Below are 20733 nucleotides of genomic sequence, written 5' to 3'. Positions count from 1 at the left end.
TTGAGCACCGAAATGACGCAGCAGACTCCCGCTTCGACCGTGCACATCGCAGCCATCCAGACCGTATCCGGCCCCGATGTACAGGCCAACCTGGAACAGATCGCCGGCCTGGTGGCCGAGGCCGCCGCGGCGGGCGCGCGGCTGGTCGCGCTGCCGGAGTACTTCCCGCTCATCAGCGCCGATGAGGGCGCCAAGGTGCGCATCCGTGAGCGCGCGGATGGCGGGCCGCTGCAGGACTTCCTCGCCGATATGGCGCGGCGCCATGGTGTGTGGCTGGTGGGCGGCACCATCCCGCTCGAGTCCGGCGCGCCGGAAAAGGTGCGCAACACCACCCTCGTGTTCGATGACTGCGGCCGGCAGGTCGCGCGCTACGACAAGATTCACCTGTTCGGCTTCCAGCGCGGCGAAGAGCGTTATGACGAGTCCGCCACGATCGAGGCGGGCGATGCGGTGCGTTGCTTCGACACGCCCTTCGGTCGGGTCGGACTCTCCGTCTGCTACGACCTGCGCTTTCCCGAACTCTTCCGTGCCATGGGACCGGTCGATCTGATCGTGCTGCCCGCGGCCTTCACCCACACCACCGGCCGCGCACATTGGGAGGTGCTGTTGCGCGCGCGCGCGATCGAGAATCAGTGCTACGTGATGGCGCCTGCGCAGGGTGGCAGGCACCCGAGCGGACGCGTGACCTGGGGGCACACCATGATCATCGACCCCTGGGGCGAGGTGCTCGCCTGCCGCGAGGAAGGCCCGGGGGTGGTGCTCGCCGCGCTGGATCCGGCCAGAATCGCCGCAGTCCGTGAGAGTCTCCCGGCGCTGGCGCATCGGCGATTGGGCTGAGCCGCGCGGTGACGGCGCGTGCGCCCGGCCAGTACCTATGCGTTGACGGCCGCTCGCGTGAGCGGTGGGTAGCGCTGGATGATCGTTTTCGTCGCGTGCCGGTCGAAGCCGGCATGAACAACAAGGAATTCCGATGAGCAAGAGCCAGAACCCCCTCAAGGTCGCCGACCGTTACCTGCTGTCGCCTTACGGCCTGGGCGGGGCAGAACTCGAGAAGACCTTCCGCAAGCTGATGCGGCACGACATCGATTTTGCCGACCTGTACTTCCAGTACCAGCGCTCCGAGGCCTGGAGTCTGGAAGAGGGCATCGTCAAGTCGGGCAGTTTCGATATCGAGCAGGGTGTGGGTGTGCGTGCGATCAGCGGCGAGAAGACCGCCTTCGCCTACTCCGACGACATTTCGGTCGACGCCCTCATCGACGCGGCCACCGCCACGCGCGCGATCGCCGCGGCGGGGGAGCAGCGTGAGGTCGGCATCCGGCCGCACAAGCTGCGCACCCGCCTGTACCGCGCCGATGATCCGCTCGACTCGCTGGACGATACCGCCAAGGTCCGGCTGCTTGAGCGCCTGGAGGGGTTCGCCCGTGATGCGGATGCGCGTGTGTCCCAGGTCATGGCGCACATCGCCGGCTCCTGGGAGGTGGTGATGGTGGTGCGCAGCGATGGCCACCAGGCCGCCGACGTGCGCCCGCTGGTGCGTGTGTCGATCACCGTGATCATGGAGGACAACGGTCGCCGCGAGCAGGGCAGCGCCGGCGGCGGCGGGCGCTACGACTACGGCTTTTTCACCGACGAGCGCCTGCAGGAGTATGCGCAGGCCGCGGTGCACCAGGCGCGCGTGAACCTGGGCGCCGATCCCGCACCGGCCGGCACCATGCCGGTGGTGCTCGGGCCGGGCTGGCCGGGCATCCTGCTGCACGAGGCGATCGGTCATGGCCTGGAGGGTGATTTCAACCGCAAGGGCAGCTCGGCGTTTTCGGGGCGGATCGGCCAGCAGGTGGCCGCAAAGGGCGTCACCGTGGTCGATGACGGTACGCTGCCCGACCGTCGCGGTTCGCTCTCGATCGACGACGAGGGCAACCCTACCGCGCGTACCGTGTTGATCGAGGACGGCGTCCTCACCGGCTACATGCAGGACATGATGAACGCGCGTCTGATGGGCATGGGCCTCACCGGCAACGGCCGGCGCGAGTCCTTTGCCCACCTGCCGTTGCCGCGCATGACCAACACCTACATGCTCAACGGCGACCGGGACCCGCAGGAGATCATCAAGTCCGTGAAGAAGGGGCTGTATGCGGCCAATTTCGGCGGCGGTCAGGTGGACATCACCTCGGGCAAGTTCGTGTTTTCGACCTCCGAGGCGTACCTGATCGAGAACGGCAAGGTCACGCGCCCGGTCAAGGGTGCGACGCTGATCGGTAATGGGCCGGATGCGCTGACCAAGGTGAAGATGGTCGGCAACGACATGGCGCTCGACCCGGGCGTGGGCACCTGCGGCAAGGACGGCCAGAGCGTGCCGGTGGGCGTCGGCCAGCCGACCCTTCGCATTGACGGCCTGACCGTGGGTGGGACGGCCTGAGGTTCAGGGAGCCGGCGGCCCCTCGCGGAAGAGGCCGGGCGTGAGCCCGTGGCGCTGCAGCAGGCGGTAGAACTCGGTGCGGTTGCGCTCCGCCAGGCGCGCTGCGTCGGAGACGTTGCCCGCGGTGAGCTTGAGCAACTGGATCAGGTAGTTGTGTTCGAAGCGACGCTTGGCCTCGGTGTAGCCGAGTGCCTCGATCGGTTGCACCCGCAGCGCGCGCTCAACCAGGGCGCGCGGGATCACGGGCGTGGTTGCAAGCGCGCACACCTGCTCGACGACGTTGTGCAGCTGGCGCACGTTGCCCGGCCAGGGGGCGGTGCTCAGCGCCTCCAGCGCCTCCGGCGCGAAGCCGCCCAAGCGCTTGCCGTATTTCTGCGCCAGGCCGCGCAGGAAGTGCGCGGCGAGCAGCGGGATGTCCTCGCGGCGCTCGGCCAGCGTGGGCAACTCCAGGCTCACCACGTTGATGCGGTAGTACAGATCCTCACGGAACTGCCCCTCGCTCAGCGCGGTATCGAGATCGCGATGGGTTGCGGACAGGATGCGCAGGTCCACCGGCTGGGCGTGTGTGGCGCCGACCGGTCGTACCGCGCGTTCCTGCAGTACCCGCAGCAGCTTGACCTGCAGCGCGGGCGGCATGTCGCCGATCTCGTCGAGGAACAGCGTGCCCCCATGCGCGGCCTGGACCAGGCCGGTGTGCGCAGTGCTCGCCCCGGTGAAGGCGCCGCGCACGTGGCCGAAGAGCTCGGACTCGAGCAGGGGCTCGGGGATCGCGCCGCAGTTGATCGCGATGAAGGGCGCGGCGGCGCGCGGGCTGGCAAGGTGGATGGCGCGGGCGAGCACTTCCTTGCCGGTGCCGCTGGCGCCGCGGATCAGCACGCTGGCGTCGGAGGCTGCGACCAGCCGGGCCTCGTCGAGCAGGGCGTGCATGCGTGTGCTGCGGCTGATGATGTCCGCACGCCAGCCGGCATCGACCTGGGCCGGGCTCTGGTCGGCCGGGGTGCCGTGCGACAGGGCCTGCGCGATGCGCTGCAGCAGGTCGCGGCTGTCGAAAGGCTTGGTCAGGTAGCCGGCCACGCCGTGTGAGGTGGCCTCGACGGCGTCCGGGATGCTGCCGTGCGCGGTGAGCAGAATCACGGGCAGTGCAGGGTGCTGGGCGCGGATGTCCCGGAACAGCGCCAGTCCGTCCCCATCCGGCAGCCGGACGTCGCTGAGCACGAGGTCGAAGCGGTCGATGCTCAGGTGCGCGCGTGCCTGTGCCGCATTCTCGGCGCTGACCACCTGATAGCCGCTGGCGCGCAGCCGCATGCCGAGCAGCCGCAGCAGATCGGGGTCGTCGTCGACCACCAGCAAGCGCGCGCGCGTCTGCGTTGTACCCCGTCGGCCTGCGAGTTCGACGCTCATCGATCGAGTCCGGGTGTGGCTGGGGCCGGAAGACGGCGTTCGATCTCGCCGAGTGCGTCGAGCTTGTGCTGGAGTGCGTCCCGCGCGAGCAGGGCTTCTGCCAGCGCCGCCTCCAGCGCCTGGGCCCTTGCGTCCCGGTCGGCGATGGCCGCGTCGCGCTCGCGTACGAGCTGCTCGTTGTGTGCGATCAGGCGTTGCCGCTCGCGGATCTGCTCGAGCAGCGCGCGCGCGTAGGGGTGGTGCGCGCGGGCTTCGGTGCTGCCATCGGCGAGCAGGCCTTCGAGCGCACGGCGGGCCTGCTGCAGCCGCGCCTGTCCGGGCTGCAGAGCCTGCACTGCGGTATGCAGACGTTCCTGGGCGGCTTCATGTGCGCTGGCGTCGGCGGGCGCGGTGACGATTGCCCCGGGGGATGTCGTGCGATCGTGGAGGCCGGTGCAGCCGGCCAGGGAGATGCAGGCCATCGCCGTGGCCCGGAGCAGGAGCGTGGCGGGGCGGCGGTGGCCGGTGAGGTGGTGGCCGGTGAGGTGGGCACGGTGCTGTTCAGGCATATGGCAGCTCGATTCGGAAATGCGCCCCGCAGGCGCTCGGGAGAGCACGTACCCTGCCCTGGTGGGCCGTGACGAATTCACGCACGATGGCCAGGCCGATCCCGTTGCCCTGGACCGGGGCGGGGGGATTGTGGCGTCCCTGATAGAAGGGTTCGAATACGCGTTCGAGTTCGTCGGGGTCGATGCCCGGTCCTTCGTCCAGACAGTCGACGACGACCTGTTCGCCGTCGCTGCCGGCGAGCAGTTCGATGCGCCCGCCCATCGGGCTGAAGGCGATGGCGTTGGTCAGCAGGTTGGCGAAGGCGATGCGCAGCTTGCCGGCATCGGCGCGCACGGCCGGGGCGTCGCCACGGACATGGATGCTGACCTCCCGGCTCTCGGCAAGCAGGCGCTGTTCGGCGCCGACCTCACGCAGCAGCGGCAGCAGGGCGGTGTCACGCAGATCCAGCCTGCGCGCATCGAACTGGCTCGCGTTGTATTGCAGGAGCTGCTCGATGCGTGACTGCAGCGCCTGCGTACTGTGTTCCAGAATGCTCGCGACCTCGCGCTGGCGCGCGTCGAGCTCGCCGAGCACGCCGTCGGAGAGCAAGGCGATGCCTTCGCGTAGCGAGGCCAGCGGGGTTTTAAGCTCGTGCGAGACGTGGCGCAGCACCCGGTTGCGGTTCGCTTCCAGTTCGGCGAGGCGCAGGCGCAGCCAGTCGAGGCGTTCGCCGAGCTGGCGCAGGTCGGCCGGGCCGGCGATGCGGATCGGCTCACTGAGCCGGTTCTCGCCGAGCGCACCGATCGCCTGCTCGATACGCACGAGGGGGCGCAGCAACCACCAGGCGCTCGCCGCGGCGAGCAGGGCGGAGACGGTGAGCGCGATGGCAATCTGGAGGATCACGCTGTCGCGGGCCGCGTCCAGGGCCTGCAACAGCGACTGGTTGCGCTGCGCGAGATGTGCGCGCAGCTGCCGGTCCAGCGCTGTGGCCTGTACGGACAGGGCGGTGAAGTCCTCGTCGAGGAGTGGCATGGGGGCGCCGCCCTGTCCGGCGAGGATGGTGCGGTGGATGCGCATCGCAGCCTCACGCCAGGCAGCGAGGGGCCCGGAAGGGCTTCCCGCGCTGGATTCGAGGGTGGCGATCGTGATCTGGGCGTCGTCGAGCGCTACCTGGAAGCGCTCGACGAGCGCGTGGTCACCGAGCACGATGAACTGGCGCGCCGCACGCTCGAGATCGACGCTGCGCTCGGACAGTCTTGCGGTAGCGGCGCTCAGCGTCAGTGCGGTGTGGTTTTCATCATGGATCCGGTGGGCCAGGGCTTCGATGCTCAGCCACCCACTCACCGTGATGGTGCTCAGGATGCCGGCCACCAGCAGGAAGCCAAGCAACAGGATGGCGCGGAAGGACAGGCGTGGCATGGAAGCTGCTCTGCGGAAAACGGTGGGGTTTGCTTGAACGCGCGCCCACTCCACGCTTCGTTCGATTCATGACGATCGAGTGGCGCAGGAGCAGCCGACCCGCGCGAGTCTAGGCCAGGAAACGCCCCGGGCAGAGCGTGCAAATGCAAGCCAACGTAAGCGCCGTGCGGGTGTCGCCTGCGGGCGACATGTGCAAGCGCCGGCGCTTCAGCGGCTTGCGTGTCCACGCAGAAAAACTGTCGCCATCGCCCGACAGTTCTTCCCCTGCAGCCTGGATGAGGCTCCGTCCCGCGCCGGACTGCGGTTGCCAAGTATCTGAGCACAATGCCGATTTCTGCGCAGGCATGGTGTTTGCTAGAAGGGTATGGTCTGTAGCGCCAGGGCTGCAGCCCCGACTCAAGGAGAAATCATGTTCAACAAGCCCAATCTGTTCCACAAAAGCAGCGAAACCGCCTCCAGCCGCAGCAACGGGCGCCCGGTGGGGAGCGGCACCGCTGCCAGTTCAGCGACGGCTTTCGGTGAGCGCCAGTCTTCCGCGGCCACGCCGGAGACCGCCCGCACCAGCCCGCAAACAGGCACCACGGCCGGGCGCGACGACGTCGGCGAGCGGTTGGAGGAAAAGGCGGGTGCGCCTGCCGCAGAGGGCACGGGGGAGAGCCGCCTGATCGTTGGCCCGGAGGTAAAGCTCAAGGGCGCCGAGATCCTGGATTGCGACACGCTGGTGGTGGAAGGTCGGGTCGAGGCCACGATGGACAGCCGTGTGCTGCGCATCGCGGAGAAGGGCGCCTACAAGGGTACGGTCGGCATCGACATTGCCGAGATCCACGGCCACTTTGAGGGCGAGCTCACGGCGCGCAAGCAACTGCTGATTCACGCCACCGGGCGCGTGAGCGGCAAGATCCGCTACGGCAAGATCCTGATCGAGGAAGGCGGGGAGTTGTCGGGCGATGTGCAGGCGCTGAGCGCCGTCGCCAAGGAGGGGTTGCGCGCGATCGAAGGCAAACCTGCCGAGCCGCGCCCACTCGCCGCCGTGGCGGGCTGAGGCGACACTCAGCGAGATCGGGTGGCCTCGTTGGGCGGGGGGCGGACCGCCGCGGCGAGTTGCTGGGGCGTCCAGGTCCAGTGCTTTTCCCAGGCGGTGCGCACGAGGTTGGGGTACTGCGGTTTGCCCAGGCTGCCGTTGTAGCGGCCGAGGGCGCGGAAGAGGTCACCCTTCTCGATGTCGAGGTAGTGGCGCAGGATGGTGCAGCCGTAACGCAGGTTGGTGCGCATGTGAAAGAGGTTGTCGTCCTCGCGGCCGATGACCTTGATCCAGAATGGCATTACCTGCATGTAGCCGCGTGCACCTGCCGACGAGATCGCGTATTTCCGGAAGGCGCTCTCGACCTGGATCAGGCCGAGCACCATCTGCGGGTCCAGCCCGGCACGGGTGGCCTCGTAGTGGATGCTGGTGAGGAGTTCCGTGCGGTAGGCCTCGTCCGGGATGCGCTTCGCCAGCCGGCGTGACATCTCGGCGAGCCATTGCGCGCGCTCGCCAGCATCCGGAATCGGCAGCGTCGGTGCCGCGGCATCGCTGACTGCGGCATATAGCGCGGCGCGTACGCTCGCGGCCATGGGCTCGTACTGCTGCGCCCCGGCGTGTGCGCCGCCGGCCGCCACCGCGAACGCACATGCGGCGGCGAACTGGCGGAACGGGGCGGGTAAAGGGCGCATGCGGATCTTCCCGCGCTCAGCCCTGGTTCAGGCGCTCGAGCACATGGCCCAGGATTTCCCCGGCGGGCGGCTTGACCGCTTCGGCGTCGCGCCGGCCCTGGTACTCGACCACGCCTTCCTTGAGGCCGCGGTCGCCGATGGTGACGCGGTGCGGCACGCCGATCAGTTCCCAGTCGGCGAACATCACCCCGGGACGCTCGTCGCGGTCGTCGAGGATGGCGTCCACGCCGGCGGCGATGAGCGCGTCGTAGAGCTTTTGCGCCTCGTCGCGCACGGCCTCGGACTTGCCCCAGCCCACCGGGCAGATCACCACCTCGAAGGGCGCGATCGCGCGCGGCCAGAGGATGCCGCGGGCGTCGTGGTTCTGCTCGATCGCGGCGCCCAGAATGCGGGTGACGCCGATGCCGTAGCAGCCCATCTCGAAGTGCTTGGGCTTGCCGTCCTCGTCGAGGAAGGTGGCATTCATCGCCTTGGAGTACTTGGTGCCGAGGTAGAACACGTGGCCGACCTCGATGCCCCGCTGGATGGCGAGCACGCCCTTGCCGTCCGGGCTGGGGTCGCCTTCGACCACGTTGCGGAGGTCGGCGACCAGGTCGGGCTCGGGCAGGTCGCGGCCCCAGTTGACGCCGGTGAAGTGGAAGTCCGCGTCGTTGGCGCCGCAGATGAAATCGGCCATGTGGGCGACGGTGCGGTCGGCAATGACCTTGACCGGCTTCTTCAGGCCGAGGGGGCCGAGATAGCCCGGCTTGCAGCCGAAGTGCTCGAGGATCTCGGCTTCGGTCGCGAAGCGGAAGCCCGCCTTCAGGCCTTCCAGCTTGCCGGCCTTGACCTCGTTCAGCGCATGGTCGCCGCGCACCAGCAGCAGCCACACGGTGACGCCAGCGGGTTTGCCCTTTTCGTCGATGTCGTCGGTGGCGAGCACCAGCGACTTCACCGTGGTCGCGAGCGGTACACCGAGCAGTTTGGCGACGTCCTCGCAGGTGGCCTTGCCCGGTGTGGGGGTCTTCTCGAGCGCCTTGGCCGGTTCGGCGCGGCGCGCGAGCAAAGACACGGCCTCGGCGAGCTCGATGTTGGCGGCGTAGTCGGAGTCGGGGCAGTAGACGATGGCGTCCTCGCCGGTGTCGGCGATGACCTGGAACTCGTGCGAGCGGTCGCCGCCGATGGCACCGGTGTCGGCCGCCACGGCGCGGTACTCCAGACCCAGGCGGTCGAAGATGCGCTTGTAGGCGGCGAACATGATGTCGTAGCTGCGGCCTGCTGCTTCCTCGCTGCGGTCGAAGGAGTAGGCGTCCTTCATCGTGAACTCGCGCCCGCGCATGATGCCGAAGCGCGGCCGGCGTTCGTCTCGGAACTTGGTCTGGATCTGGTAGAAGTTCTTCGGCAACTGGCGATAGCTCTTGAGCTCCTGGCGCGCGATGTCGGTGACGACCTCCTCGGAGGTGGGCTGCAGTGCGAAGTCGCGTTCGTGGCGGTCCTTGAAGCGCAGCAGCTCGTCGCCCATCTTGTCCCAGCGCCCGGTCTCGTTCCACAGCTCGGCGGGCTGCACCATCGGCATGATCAGCTCCATTGCGCCGGCGCGATCCATCTCCTCGCGCACGATGGTCTCGACCTTGCGGATGGCACGCAGCCCCATCGGCATATAGCTGTAGATGCCGGCGGCGACCTTGCGGATCATGCCGGCACGCAGCATCAGCTTCTGGCTGACGACTTCCGCATCCGACGGGGCTTCCTTGAGGGTGAACAGGTGGAACTGGCTGGCGCGCATGAGGGTCTTCGACTGTATGGCTTGGTGGGACAGGAGCGCGAGATTTTAGCGCATGGCACCGCCGCGCAACGCTCCATGCGTCATGAGCTTAGTCGATGCACGTCAGTGGTGTGCTTTCAAAGCATGCGCAAGTGTGAAAAAATCGCATCCAATCAACCGAAATTGAAGGTTTGTCATGCTTGACCGTGAAGGCTTTCGCCCGAACGTCGGCATCATTCTGGTCAATGCGCGCAATGAGGTGTTCTGGGGCAAGCGTATCCGCGAACATTCCTGGCAGTTCCCGCAGGGTGGCATCAAGCACGGCGAGTCGCCGGAGCAGGCCATGTACCGGGAGCTTTTCGAGGAAGTCGGGCTGCGCCCGGAACACGTCAAGATCCTCGGCCGCACGCGCGGCTGGCTGCGCTACGAGGTGCCCAAGCACTGGATACGGCGTGAATGGCGCAACACCTACCGCGGCCAGAAACAGATCTGGTTCCTGCTGCGGCTGGTGGGGCGCGATTCGGACGTCTGTCTGCGTGCGAGCACCCATCCGGAATTCGATGCCTGGCGCTGGAGCAACTACTGGGTACCGCTCGAGGCGGTGATCGAGTTCAAACGGCAGGTGTACCAGCTCGCGCTGATCGAACTGGCGCGCATCCTGTTCCGTTCCCGTGCGTTCGAACTGCCTGACGCGTATCGCCTGCCGGAGCCGCCGGTCGCGCCGGAACCGGTGCGCGTCATGCTGGGTCAGCGGGAGCGACGGGACTTGGCACACAAAGGCTAGTCGAGTCGGAGTCGGGGCCGCGCGGGAGGGCCTGCGCGCCAATCATGCGGAGATCTGCACTCTTGAAGACATCTTTTGTTCGTGGCTGGCTTGCCGGCCTGGCGCTGGCCGCCGGCATGGTGGCGCCCGCGGTGGCGGGCCTGCTCGTGGAGGCTGATCCCGACTGGCAGGAGGGGGAGGTGGAACTGCCGGCGGCGCCTGCGGAGGCCGGTCTGCGCACATTCGACATTGGCTCGCCTTCACCCAACCGCTTCTTTGTGGACGAGGAAAGCGTTCGCGTCGGCACGGATGGCGTGGTGCGCTACACGCTGGTGGTGCGCACGCCGGGAGGTGCGGAGAATGTGACCTTCGAGGGCATCCGCTGTGCGACCGGCGAGCGCCGCATCTATGCGAGCGGGCGCAAGGACGGAAGTTGGACGTTGCTGAAGAACAGCGACTGGCAGCCGATCCGCGACAACCGGTACAACCGTCCGCGTGCCGCGCTGGCCTATGATTACTTTTGCGATGGGGCGGCTGGTCCGCGCGACCGCAAACAGGCCTTGCGTCTGCTGCAGCAGAGGCGTGAGCCCACTGATCCTCTTGGAGTCCGCCAATGATGATCGATCAGGCCATCATCGAGTTCGACAAAGCCCTGCGCACCGTCTTTGCGCAGGCGCGAAGCGTTCGTCCCCTACCTGGCGATGGGATACCAGAATCGGAGATGAGCGATGCCGAGCGCGCGCATGCGGCAGCGTTGATGCGGGTGAACCACGTTGGAGAAGTGTGCGCGCAGGCGCTCTACCAGGGGCAGGCGATCATGTCGCGCGATGCGGTGATTCGGGATGCGATGCGCGAGGCCTCGCAGGAAGAAACGGAGCACCTGGCCTGGACCGAGCGCCGCATCTCCGAACTGGGGGGGCGCAAGAGTCTGCTCAATCCCGTTTGGTACGGCGGCGCGCTCGCGCTCGGGATGCTCGCGGGACGCTTCGGGGAGCGCTGGAACCTGGGCTTCCTCGCCGAAACCGAGCGTCAGGTCGAGCAGCACCTGAAGGGCCATCTCGACACGCTGCCGCCAACGGATCAGCGTTCGCGCGCGATCGTCGAGCAGATGAAGGTGGATGAAGCCGAGCATGCCGAGATGGCGGTTCGGCTGGGTGCGCATGCGCTGCCTGCGCCGGCAAGGACAGCGATGAAGCTCGCCGCGCGGGTGATGACGACGCTCGCCTACCGCGTCTGATCCAGCCCCGGGCTCGGCTGCAGCCTCGGGGGCGGGGCGCAGGGGCAGTCAATCCAGCTCGACGAGCTCGACCTCGTGGGTGATCTCGGCCGTCTTCGCCAGCATGATCGAAGCCGAGCAGTATTTGTCAGCGGAGAGGTGGACAGCACGCTCCACGCTTTCGCGCTTCAGGTTGCGCCCGCTTACGGTGTAGATGAATCGGATCCGGGTGAACACCTTCGGGTCCGCGTCTGCCCGCTCAGCTTCGAGGCGCACACTGCAGCCGCGAATGTCGTGACGGCCGCGCTTGAGGATCATCACCACGTCGAAAGCCGTACAGCCGCCCGCGCCAGCAAGAAGAAGCTCCATCGGCCGTGGTGCGAGGTTGCGCCCGCCCGCTTCGGGGGCTCCGTCCATGGCAAGAAGGTGACCCGATCCGGTTTCTGCGACAAAGCTCATGCCGTCGAACCATTTGACGGTGCATTCCATAGGTTTTCACTCCTGGGGCAGGGCCCTCTTCTCGCTCTGGGTTGTCAGGGAGGCGCGATCTTACCGCAGGGGCGGGCAGTAGAGGGGGTGGCTGCCGGCCGCCGTGGATTGAAGGTGGCGGCCGGTCCGCCATACGGTAGCGTAGTGCCGCACTGCGCAAAAAGTACCGCTTGGAATGACAAAGGAATTGTCAGAGGCGCTTCTGTGGGACGCTCCTTGGTGGAGAAATTTGATCTAAAACAAGGCGTTTGATTAAAATAGAGGCTGCTTATGGGAAAATCAAAAATTTTCTTACGCAATGCACAAAAGCGCTCTTGCACGCGCTGCGTGAGACATGGATAATTCGTCCCAGTCGGATCGCTGACGCGGCAAGACGTTTCAAGTGCTCGCGCCGGTCCAAACGATGTCTCCTCCACCCTCCTCCTTTGGTGTGGATTTAACGCAGTCCAGTCGGACTGCGTTTTTTTTGGTATGCGCTGCCCGCAAAACCGTCGACGCCGTTTTCGGCGATTGACAGGTGCTACCTATTGGACGTAGGATTGCGAGCTTTCCGTTTGACGGCCATCTCTTACGGCCCGACAAGATCGAGGATTCACATGAAGACGTTTTCCGCCAAGCCGCACGAGGTCAAGCGCGACTGGTTCGTTGTCGACGGCACGGACAAGGTGCTTGGCCGTCTCGCCGCCGAAGTCGCCCGTCGCCTGCGTGGCAAGCACAAGGCCATCTACACCCCGCACGTGGATACCGGCGACTACATCGTCGTGGTCAACGTGGACAAGCTGCGCGTAACCGGTAACAAGGCGCAGGACAAGAAGTACTACCGTCACTCGGGTTACCCGGGCGGTATCTACGAAACCAACTTCACCAAGCTCCAGCAGCGCTTCCCCGAGCGCGTGCTCGAGAAGGCGGTGAAGGGCATGCTGCCGAAGGGCCCGCTGGGCTACGCCATGCTGAAGAAGCTGAAGTGCTACGCGGGTCCCGCTCACCCGCACACCGCTCAGCAGCCGCAAGTTCTCGAGATCTGAAGGAGCCGACAATGGCTGTGACTTACAACTACGGTACCGGTCGTCGCAAGACTGCGGTCGCTCGTGTGTTCATCAAGCCGGGTACCGGCAACATCGTCGTCAACGGCAAGCCGGTCGACGAGTTTTTCTCGCGTGAAACCGGCCGCATGATCGTGCGTCAGCCGCTGGTTCTCACCGGCAACGAAGGCAAGTTCGACATCATGGTCAACGTCGTCGGCGGTGGCGAGTCCGGTCAGGCCGGCGCCGTGCGTCACGGCATCACCCGTGCGCTGGTGGACTACAACGCCGAGCTGAAGGGTGAACTCCGTTCCGCAGGCTTCGTAACCCGCGATGCTCGCGAGGTGGAGCGTAAGAAGGTCGGTCTGCGCAAGGCCCGCCGCGCGAAGCAGTTCTCCAAGCGCTGATCCGGTTCCCGGTTTTGTGGTGCAGTCAAAAGCCGTCCCTTGGGGCGGCTTTTGCGCTTCTGGAGTGGGGTTCGAGGCGAGCGGTGTGGACGCGCGCTGCGCAGCGGTATCAGGAGTGCGATAATCCCCCGTCTGAAGTCATTTGCTGCGAGGAGTTAGCATGGTCAAGGTTGGAGTCGTAGGCGGTACCGGATACACCGGCGTGGAACTGCTGCGCCTGCTTTCGCGCCACCCGCAGGTGGAGCTGGTCGCCATCACCTCGCGTGGTGAGGCGGGCATGGCGGTTGCAGACATGTTCCCGAGCTTGCGCGGGCGGGTGAACCTGAAGTTCGTGACACCGCAGGATGCCGAACTCGAGAAGTGCGACGCCGTCTTTTTTGCGACCCCCAACGGCATCGCCATGAAACAGGCGACCGAGCTGGTCGCTGCCGGTGTGCGCGTGATCGACCTCGCAGCCGATTTCCGCATCCGTGACATCGCAGAATGGCAGAAATGGTATGGCATGGAGCATGCGGCGCCCGAGTTGGTCGCCGAGGCGGTGTACGGCCTTCCCGAGGTCAATCGCGCACAGATCCGCCAGGCGCGCGTGCTGGCTAACCCCGGTTGCTATCCGACCGCGGTGCAACTCGGTTTCCTGCCTCTGGTCGAGGCGGGTCTGATCGAGATCGACCACCTGATCGCGGACGCCAAGTCCGGTGTATCGGGTGCGGGCCGCAAGGCTGAGGTGCATACCCTGCTCCCCGAGGCGGCAGACAGCTTCAAGGCGTATGGGGTGCCCGGGCATCGCCATCTGCCGGAAATCCGCCAGGGGCTCTCACTGGCGGCTGGAAAGCCGGTTGGCCTGACCTTTGTTCCGCATCTCACGCCGATGATTCGCGGCATTCATGCCACGCTCTACGGTCGGCTAAAGCCGGGTGTCGATGCTTCCGATCTGCAGGGGCTGTACGAGAAGCGCTACGCTGGCGAGGCCTTCGTCGATGTCATGCCTGCTGGCAGTCACCCGGAAACACGGTCGGTGCGCGCCTCCAATCTGTGCCGCATCGCGGTGCATCGTCCGCAGGGCAGCGATACCGTGGTGGTGCTTTCGGTGATCGACAACCTGGTGAAGGGTGCTGCTGGGCAGGCGGTGCAGAACCTCAACATCATGTTCGGTTGCGACGAGCAAGCCGGGCTGGACATCGTTCCGGTCAGCCCCTGACGGGAACTTGCACAGCGGACGACGATCCGATTTTGACGATTCGGCCACGGAAGGCGCATCATTCGCGGCACCCCCCAACAGAGGAGAAAACATGAGCGCAGAAGTCGAAACCCCCGATATCCTTGTCTTTACCGACAGCGCCGCAAACAAGGTGCGAGAGCTGATCGAGGAAGAAGGCAATCCCGATCTCAAGCTGCGCGTCTTCGTGTCCGGTGGTGGCTGCTCCGGCTTCCAGTACGGCTTCACCTTCGATGAGGAGGTGAACGAGGACGATACGACCTACGAGAAGAATGGTGTGATGTTGTTGATCGACCCGATGAGCTATCAGTACCTGCTCGGCGCGGAGATCGACTACACCGAAGGTCTCGAGGGCTCGCAGTTCGTGATTCGGAATCCGAACGCTACCAGCACCTGCGGCTGCGGTTCTTCGTTCACCGTCTGAACTGGGCCGCTGAAGGAAAAACGGGGCGCTGTGCGCCCCGTTTGTTCTTTAGCCTTGCTGGCGCGGCTCAGCGCGCGTCTGCAAACTCGTAGTTGAGCAGCGCAAAGCGCTGACGTAGCGGTGCCGTGTCTTGCTTGAAGGCAGCGAGTTCCTTGGCGCTGAACGAATCCGCTGCGGGCAGGGCGACCGTCATCGGATCGGAGGGGCGCCCCTGGATGCGAACCTCGTAGTGCAGGTGCGGCCCGGTGCACCAGCCGGTGCAGCCGACAAAGCCGATCACGTCGCCCTGACTCACGACCTGACCCTTGGAGAGGCCCTTGGCAAAGCCGTTGAGGTGTGCGTAGTACGTGGTGATCTCGTTGCGGTGCTTGAGGATGATCAGGTTGCCAAAGCCGCGCTGTTTGCCGACGAAGTCGACCGTGGCGTCGGAAGAGGCCATCACCGGGGTTCCGGTCGGTGCTGCGAAATCGGTACCGTTGTGCTCACGCCACTTGCCCTTGATCGGATGCAGGCGGCGGCCGAAGTTCGAACTGACGCGCGAGAACTCCAGTGGCGTACGCAGGAAGCCCTGCTGCAGGCTGCGGCCGTCGTCGCTGTAGTATTGCTCCCTGCCGCTGGGGCCCTTGTAACGGACGACGGCGTAGCGTTCACCGTTGTTGATGAACTCTGCGGCCAGGATGCGTCCGGCGCGCACCGGGTTGCCTTCCTCGTAGATCGCCTCGTAGACGACGTTGAAGCGGTCGCCTTTGCGCAGGTCGGAGCGGAAATCGATCCAGGTGCCGAAGAGGGTGGCGAGTTGCGTCGCAACGTTGTCGGGCAGGCCGGCGGCTTCCGTGGCGCCGAACAGGGAGTGCGTGATCGTGCCCGAGCGCATCTCGACCATCGTGCTCTGCTCGGCACTCGTGGAGTTGCGTAGTGCCAGGCCCTTGTCACCGCGCTCGAGGACGAGGTCCTGCGCGGTGTTGCCCATCGGAAGGTTCAGGGAGAGCAACTTGCCCGCGGGCGAAACGACTGCCGTGACCGTACGATCAGCCCGCATCATGCGGATCGCCTGCTTGCCTTCGTCGGAGGCGGTAAGGTGGTTCAGCGCTTCGGCGTCGTCGATGCCGAGGCGGGTGAAGATCGCCTGCAATGTGTCTCCGGTGCGGATCTGCTCGACCTGTATGAAGGGCAGGTCGTCGGTGTTGGCGATCTCCAGCTCCGGCGCGGGCAGGTTTTCGACGACGCGCTCGAACAGGATGTCCGGGGGTAGGGTGTCCGGCGTGACGGCCGTGGCTGCGACGACGCCCATCAACGACGCCCCTGCCACGCCGGCTGCGATCCAGGTCCGTGGGCGGGAGAGGAGACGGGCCGGCAGATCGGCTAGAATTCGGGTCTTTCTGGCCTTCATGAGCTCGGTTCGCTTGAACGCTGGGAAAAATTTTCGGAAGTGTAGCAAAGGTGCGCTTCAGTTCGGCAAAGTATTTTTGGAGAAATTGAATGTCTGATGTTCAGGCTGCGATCGACCTGATCAAGCGTGGCACCGATGCCATCCTGATCGAGGCCGAACTGGTCGAGAAGCTCAAGCGCGGCAAGCCTTTGCGGGTGAAGGCCGGCTTCGACCCCACCGCACCCGACCTCCACCTTGGCCACACCGTGCTGATCAACAAGATGCGTCATTTCCAGGAACTCGGCCACACCGTCCAGTTCCTGATTGGCGACTTCACCGGCATGATCGGTGACCCGAGCGGCAAGAACACCACGCGGCCGCCGCTGTCGCGCGAGCAGATCGTGGAGAACGCGAAGACCTACCAGGAGCAGGTGTTCAAGATCCTAGACCCGGAGAAGACCGAGATCTGCTTCAACTCGGCCTGGATGAACGATCTCGGCGCCGCCGGCATGATCCGCCTGGCCGCGCAGCAGACCGTAGCGCGCATGCTCGAGCGCGACGATTTTGCCAAGCGCTACGGCAACAACCAGCCGATCGCGATCCATGAGTTCCTCTATCCCTTGTGCCAAGGGTATGACTCGGTGGCGATGCAGTCCGACGTTGAGCTCGGTGGTACCGATCAGCGCTTCAATCTGCTCATGGGCCGCGAACTGCAGAAGCACTTCGGTCAGGCGCCGCAGTGCGTGGTGATGGTGCCGCTGCTCGAGGGGCTGGACGGCGTGAACAAGATGTCCAAATCGCTGGGCAACTACATCGGCATCGCCGAGCCGGCGAAGGAGATCTTCGGCAAGACCATGTCGGTTTCCGACACGCTGATGTGGCGCTACTACGAGTTGCTGTCCTTCCGCTCTACCACCGAGATCGCGCAGTTGCGCGCGGATGTGGAGGGAGGGCGTAACCCGCGTGATGTGAAGGTGATGCTGGCGATGGAGTTCGTCGCTCGCTTCCATGGACAGCGTGCCGCCGAAGAGGCGCTCGCCGATTTCCAGGCACGTTTCCAGCGCAACGCGATCCCCGATGACATTGCGCAGGTGAGCGTGCGTGTCGGTGCGGAGGGCATGCCGTTGTTCCAGGTGCTGAAGCAGGCCGGGCTCACCGGCACGACTTCGGAGGCGATGCGCATGATCGAGCAGGGGGGGGTGCGCATCGACGGCGAGCGCGCAGAAGACAAGGGCTTGCTGCTTCGCGCCGGTGAGACCGTCGTGCTGCAGGTCGGCAAGCGCAAGTTCGCCTCGGTGGTGCTGTCTTGATGCGTCACCAGTGCCGCCCGGGAGCAGGGCGATGAGTGCGCCTGCGCGCCCGATCGGGGTGTTCGATTCCGGCGTGGGCGGGCTTACCGTGGTGCGCGCGCTGATGGAGCGTCTGCCGCTCGAGGACATCGTCTATTTCGGCGATACCGCCCGCGTGCCCTACGGCGTCAAATCAGTCGCCACGATCGAGCACTTCACCGCGCAGATCACCGAGTTCCTGCTGAAGCGCGACGTCAAGATGCTGATCATTGCCTGCAACACCATCGCTGCGGTCGCTGCCGAGGTGGTGCACCGCCTCGCGGCCGGCATTCCGGTGCTGGACGTCATCGAGGCGGGCGCACGTGCCGCAGTGGCGAGTTCGCCCGGGCGCCGCGTGGGCGTGATCGGGACGCCCACGACCATCAACAGCAACGCCTATGCCCGTCGCATGCACGAGCTCGATCCTTCGGTGCGTGTGTATTCGCAGGCCTGCCCGCTGTTCGTGCCGCTGGTGGAGGAGGGCTGGCTGGATCATCCCGTCACCCGCCTGACCGCGCAGGAGTATCTGCGGCCGGTACTGGCCGAGGAGGTCGACAGTCTGGTCCTGGGGTGCACCCACTATCCGCTGCTGAAGCCCTTGCTGCGCGACGTGATCGGGCCGCGCGTGCAACTCATCGATTCTGCCGTGACCACCGCCGAATTCGCCGCGCAGCGACTGCAGCGGGATGGTCTGGCGCGCGCTGGGGGTGAGCCTGCCGCATATCGATTCGTGGTCAGCGACGTGCCGCTGCGCTTCCAGACCATCGGCGAGCGCTTCCTCGGGCGCTCGCTCGGCGAGGTGGAGAAGGTCGACTGGTGAGGGACACGCGCAATGCGCAGGGTCGGGCTTGCACGGCCAAGGCTTGGCTTCAGGCTGGGCGCGTGCTCACGGGGCGCGAAGGGTCGGCGCACCACTCGCTCCACGACCCGGCGTACAGGCGGGAGCCGGTGAGTCCGGCGACCTCCATCGCGAGCACATTCACGCAGCCTGAAACGCCCGAGCCGCACTGATGCACGATCTCGTGCGCGTCGTGTGTGCCGAGCAGATTCAGGAATTCCGCGCGCAGGTCCAAGGGTGCCTTGAAGCGTCCGCGTTCGTCCATGTTGTCACGGTAGAAGCGGTTCACCGCGCCAGGGATGTGGCCGGCCACCGGATCGAGCATTTCGTTCTCGCCGCGGAAACGGTCCGGGCTGCGGGCGTCCACGAGCAGCATCTCCGGGCTGCCGAGGTGTGCGAGCACCTCGTCGACCGTTACTCCTTGTGGTCCTGGCTTGCCGTCAAACTGCGCAGCGCGCGCAGCGGGCGGGGCGGCCGTGACGGGCAGGCTGGCCTCCAGCCAGGCCTGGAAGCCGCCGTCCAGCACAGCGACGCGGGTGTGGCCCAGCCAGCGCAGCAGCCACCATAGTCTGGCCGCTGACATGCCGCCAGCGTCGTCGTAGGCGACGACCTGGCTGCCCTTTCCCACGCCGCAGGCGGCGAGGCGCGCGGACAATCGCGCGGGATCGGGCAGCGGGTGGCGGCCGTTGAATCCGCTCTTCGGGCCTGAGAGGTCCTCTTCCAAATCGAGGAAGAACGCGCCGGGCAGATGACTGTCGGCGTAGGCCCGGCGTCCGAAGCTTGCGTCCGCGAGGTCGAAGCGGCAATCGAAAACGACCCAGCCCGGATTGTCGATGCGTGGCGCAAGCGCGTCTACCGTGACAAGGGTGGAGAAGCCTGCGTTCATTGCGGCATCCGGGCCTGCGCTCACGATTCGGCAGGCGCCTCAGCGTCCGCGGCCAGCCAGCCGCGTGCTTCCTGCTCGTCGTCGAAGACCTTGACTTCGGCGTCGACGAAGAACTGCGAAACCCATGCGCTCCAGGTCAGCCACTCGTCTTCGGTGATCACTGCGATGCGGCCGAAGTCCTTTGCGTGTTCGCGCGAGAACTTGATCTCCTCCCACGCGACGTCGAGCGTGAAACCCGCCATCTGGCGCAGGTCGAGCAGCACGTCTACGCGGCCGCTGAACTGGATGTGGTAGTTCGCCAGTTCCTCGAATTCCTTGTAGTCGGCCAGAGTGAATTCACCGAATACGGTGACGGAAACCAGCTTGTCCGTGTGCTCGGTACTGATCATGACAGCCTCCATGAGTTCGCCGCGAAGGGTGGCCGTACGAGGATGGCCAAGGATGGCTCCACTATAGCCGCGACCGGGAACGGGCTCAATTGCGCGTCGATGCGTGCTCCGGCGTAGGTGCGGTGGTCGGCGCGGGCCTGCTGCGGGTGGCCAGTGACACCGTGATGGCGCCGGCGATGATCAGGCAGATGGCGGCCCAGGACGACCATGGCATGCGTTCGTCCCACAGCAGCATGCCGAACAGGCTGGCGAAGATCACCGTGGCGTAGCTGAGGTTTGCCGACACCACCGTGCGGCCGTAGCGGTAGGAGCGTGTCATCGCGAGTTGGGCGAGGCCGCCGAAGAGGCCCACGCCGGCCAGGGTCGCGAACTCCGTGCCGTCGGGGGTGTGGATCTCTCCGGTCAGCGCCCAGCTCAGGCCGACGACGGTGGTCATCACCGAGAACCAGAACACCGTCCGCACCTCCGGCTCACCGGCCCGGCCGAGCTCGCGCAGGCTGATGTAAGCCAGGCTTGCCATGGCGCCCGAGCCCAGACCAACTGCGGCACCGACCCATTGCTCGGGCTGCAGGGTGGGGCGCAGCAGCAAAATCACCCCCGCAAAGCCCGCGAGAACGGCGAGGCTGGCCGGCCAGCGCAGGCGTTCGCCGAAGAAGAGCGCGAGCAGCAGGGCGACGAACAGCGGCGACGTGTAGTTGAGCGTGACCGCGGTGGCCAGGGGCAGCAGGCCGATCGCGAAGAAGTAGCAACCCAGTGCGATCGAACCCGACAGGCTGCGCGAAACATGCATGCGCCAGTTCGGTGTGCGCAGCGGTATGCCGCGCGTGGCGGCGAGGGCGAGCATCATCAGCCCGCTCACGAAGCCGCGGTAGAAGACGATCTCTCCGGTCGAGAACTCGGCCGAGGCAAGCTTCACGCATACGCCCATGCAGGCGAAGAGGAAGCACGAAATGATCATCCAGAAGGCGGGCATGGCGATTGTTGCATTGCAGCGTGGAAGCCGCTCATTGGAACACAATGCAGCCCTGTGCGGAGGAGCAGCGGCAATTGATAGCGAGCGCACGGAGACGGCGTGCGAGGCGTTTTGCGGCGTGTAGGGGCCTGTTGGCGCGTATAGGGGCGCGCGCGGGGCCGCTGCCGCGAACATTTGCCGGGGGGCGCGGCC

The 20733-nt window shown here is 66.0% G+C and carries 22 protein-coding genes; 12 read left to right on the top strand and 10 right to left on the bottom strand.

The window, feature by feature from the left end:
* Nucleotides 1-12: 12 nt before the first annotated feature.
* On the top strand, nt 13-837 hold the full coding sequence (locus ACNKW1_RS05220) for a carbon-nitrogen hydrolase family protein (protein WP_418363537.1): 825 nt from the start codon (nt 13-15) through the stop codon (nt 835-837).
* Between the two features lie 133 nt (nt 838-970).
* Complete coding sequence (tldD, locus tag ACNKW1_RS05215) at nt 971-2416, top strand: metalloprotease TldD (protein ID WP_418363536.1); 1446 nt, start codon at nt 971-973, stop codon at nt 2414-2416.
* Nucleotides 2417-2419: 3 nt separating this feature from the next.
* Here tldD and ACNKW1_RS05210 read toward each other — a convergent pair whose 3' ends face one another.
* Genes ACNKW1_RS05210 through ACNKW1_RS05200 form a run of 3 tightly spaced genes read right to left on the bottom strand, consistent with a single transcriptional unit; the run spans nt 2420 to nt 5764 of the window.
* Nucleotides 2420-3817, bottom strand: a complete 1398-nt coding sequence (locus tag ACNKW1_RS05210) for a sigma 54-interacting transcriptional regulator (RefSeq protein WP_418363535.1) — start codon at nt 3815-3817, stop codon at nt 2420-2422.
* Complete coding sequence (locus ACNKW1_RS05205) at nt 3814-4365, bottom strand: hypothetical protein (protein WP_418363534.1); 552 nt, start codon at nt 4363-4365, stop codon at nt 3814-3816. Before ACNKW1_RS05205 ends, ACNKW1_RS05210 begins: the two co-directional genes overlap by 4 nt.
* Nucleotides 4358-5764, bottom strand: a complete 1407-nt coding sequence (locus tag ACNKW1_RS05200; protein WP_418363533.1) for an ATP-binding protein — start codon at nt 5762-5764, stop codon at nt 4358-4360. The genes ACNKW1_RS05205 and ACNKW1_RS05200 overlap by 8 nt, the downstream gene beginning before the upstream one ends.
* 409 nt (nt 5765-6173) lie before the next feature.
* On the opposite strand from ACNKW1_RS05200, the gene ACNKW1_RS05195 reads away from it, so the two are divergent.
* Complete coding sequence (locus tag ACNKW1_RS05195; RefSeq protein ID WP_418363532.1) at nt 6174-6806, top strand: bactofilin family protein; 633 nt, start codon at nt 6174-6176, stop codon at nt 6804-6806.
* Between the two features lie 8 nt (nt 6807-6814).
* On the opposite strand, the gene ACNKW1_RS05190 is transcribed toward ACNKW1_RS05195, so the two are convergent.
* Together ACNKW1_RS05190 and ACNKW1_RS05185 are read right to left on the bottom strand one after the other, a co-directional pair.
* Nucleotides 6815-7477 (bottom strand): lytic transglycosylase domain-containing protein, encoded by a 663-nt coding sequence (locus tag ACNKW1_RS05190; protein ID WP_418363531.1) that lies wholly within the window; start codon nt 7475-7477, stop codon nt 6815-6817.
* Between the two features lie 16 nt (nt 7478-7493).
* Nucleotides 7494-9242 (bottom strand): proline--tRNA ligase, encoded by a 1749-nt coding sequence (locus ACNKW1_RS05185; RefSeq protein WP_418363530.1) that lies wholly within the window; start codon nt 9240-9242, stop codon nt 7494-7496.
* Nucleotides 9243-9417: 175 nt separating this feature from the next.
* On the opposite strand from ACNKW1_RS05185, the gene ACNKW1_RS05180 reads away from it, so the two are divergent.
* The 3 genes from ACNKW1_RS05180 (at nt 9418) to coq7 (ending at nt 11221) form a co-directional block, all read left to right on the top strand.
* A complete protein-coding gene (locus ACNKW1_RS05180) occupies nt 9418-10005 on the top strand; it encodes an RNA pyrophosphohydrolase (RefSeq protein ID WP_418363529.1) in 588 nt (195 codons plus the stop codon).
* Nucleotides 10006-10121: 116 nt separating this feature from the next.
* Nucleotides 10122-10601 carry a CNP1-like family protein gene (locus ACNKW1_RS05175; protein WP_418363776.1) on the top strand — a complete coding sequence of 160 codons (480 nt, stop codon included), beginning with the start codon at nt 10122-10124 and terminating at the stop codon, nt 10599-10601.
* Nucleotides 10601-11221, top strand: a complete 621-nt coding sequence (gene coq7 / locus ACNKW1_RS05170) for a 2-polyprenyl-3-methyl-6-methoxy-1,4-benzoquinone monooxygenase (protein WP_418363775.1) — start codon at nt 10601-10603, stop codon at nt 11219-11221. The genes ACNKW1_RS05175 and coq7 overlap by 1 nt, the downstream gene beginning before the upstream one ends.
* 48 nt (nt 11222-11269) lie before the next feature.
* Here coq7 and ACNKW1_RS05165 read toward each other — a convergent pair whose 3' ends face one another.
* On the bottom strand, nt 11270-11689 hold the full coding sequence (locus tag ACNKW1_RS05165) for an OsmC family protein (protein WP_418363528.1): 420 nt from the start codon (nt 11687-11689) through the stop codon (nt 11270-11272).
* Nucleotides 11690-12285: 596 nt separating this feature from the next.
* Between ACNKW1_RS05165 and rplM the strand changes: the two genes are divergently transcribed.
* From rplM to erpA, 4 genes are all read left to right on the top strand, one after another.
* Nucleotides 12286-12714, top strand: a complete 429-nt coding sequence (gene rplM / locus ACNKW1_RS05160; protein ID WP_418363527.1) for a 50S ribosomal protein L13 — start codon at nt 12286-12288, stop codon at nt 12712-12714.
* Nucleotides 12715-12725: 11 nt separating this feature from the next.
* Complete coding sequence (rpsI, locus tag ACNKW1_RS05155) at nt 12726-13118, top strand: 30S ribosomal protein S9 (protein WP_418363526.1); 393 nt, start codon at nt 12726-12728, stop codon at nt 13116-13118.
* Nucleotides 13119-13278: 160 nt separating this feature from the next.
* Nucleotides 13279-14316: an N-acetyl-gamma-glutamyl-phosphate reductase gene (gene argC / locus ACNKW1_RS05150; RefSeq protein ID WP_418363525.1), complete on the top strand. Its 1038-nt coding sequence runs from the start codon at nt 13279-13281 to the stop codon at nt 14314-14316.
* Nucleotides 14317-14407: 91 nt separating this feature from the next.
* Nucleotides 14408-14758, top strand: coding sequence for an iron-sulfur cluster insertion protein ErpA (erpA, locus tag ACNKW1_RS05145; RefSeq protein WP_418363524.1), 351 nt, complete (start codon nt 14408-14410; stop codon nt 14756-14758).
* Nucleotides 14759-14825: 67 nt separating this feature from the next.
* Here erpA and ACNKW1_RS05140 read toward each other — a convergent pair whose 3' ends face one another.
* The gene (locus ACNKW1_RS05140; RefSeq protein ID WP_418363523.1) at nt 14826-16148 is read right to left on the bottom strand and encodes a M23 family metallopeptidase; all 1323 of its coding nucleotides are present in this window, start codon (nt 16146-16148) and stop codon (nt 14826-14828) included.
* Nucleotides 16149-16237: 89 nt separating this feature from the next.
* Here ACNKW1_RS05140 and tyrS point away from each other — a divergent pair, with 89 nt between their 5' ends.
* Nucleotides 16238-17437, top strand: a complete 1200-nt coding sequence (tyrS, locus tag ACNKW1_RS05135; protein ID WP_418363522.1) for a tyrosine--tRNA ligase — start codon at nt 16238-16240, stop codon at nt 17435-17437.
* 31 nt (nt 17438-17468) lie between these two features.
* Nucleotides 17469-18275 (top strand): glutamate racemase, encoded by an 807-nt coding sequence (gene murI / locus ACNKW1_RS05130; protein ID WP_418363521.1) that lies wholly within the window; start codon nt 17469-17471, stop codon nt 18273-18275.
* A 49-nt stretch (nt 18276-18324) separates the two neighbouring features.
* On the opposite strand, the gene ACNKW1_RS05125 is transcribed toward murI, so the two are convergent.
* From ACNKW1_RS05125 to ACNKW1_RS05115, 3 genes are all read right to left on the bottom strand, one after another.
* Nucleotides 18325-19179 carry a sulfurtransferase gene (locus tag ACNKW1_RS05125; RefSeq protein WP_418363520.1) on the bottom strand — a complete coding sequence of 285 codons (855 nt, stop codon included), beginning with the start codon at nt 19177-19179 and terminating at the stop codon, nt 18325-18327.
* Between the two features lie 20 nt (nt 19180-19199).
* Nucleotides 19200-19568, bottom strand: coding sequence for an STAS/SEC14 domain-containing protein (locus ACNKW1_RS05120; RefSeq protein ID WP_418363519.1), 369 nt, complete (start codon nt 19566-19568; stop codon nt 19200-19202).
* A gap of 85 nt (nt 19569-19653) precedes the next feature.
* Nucleotides 19654-20541 carry a DMT family transporter gene (locus ACNKW1_RS05115; RefSeq protein WP_418363518.1) on the bottom strand — a complete coding sequence of 296 codons (888 nt, stop codon included), beginning with the start codon at nt 20539-20541 and terminating at the stop codon, nt 19654-19656.
* Nucleotides 20542-20733: the final 192 nt, after the last annotated feature.

The organism is Thauera sp. WH-2 (assembly GCF_048321015.1).
Lineage (GTDB): Bacteria > Pseudomonadota > Gammaproteobacteria > Burkholderiales > Rhodocyclaceae > Thauera.
This window is presented reverse-complemented; position numbering and strand designations above follow the sequence as displayed.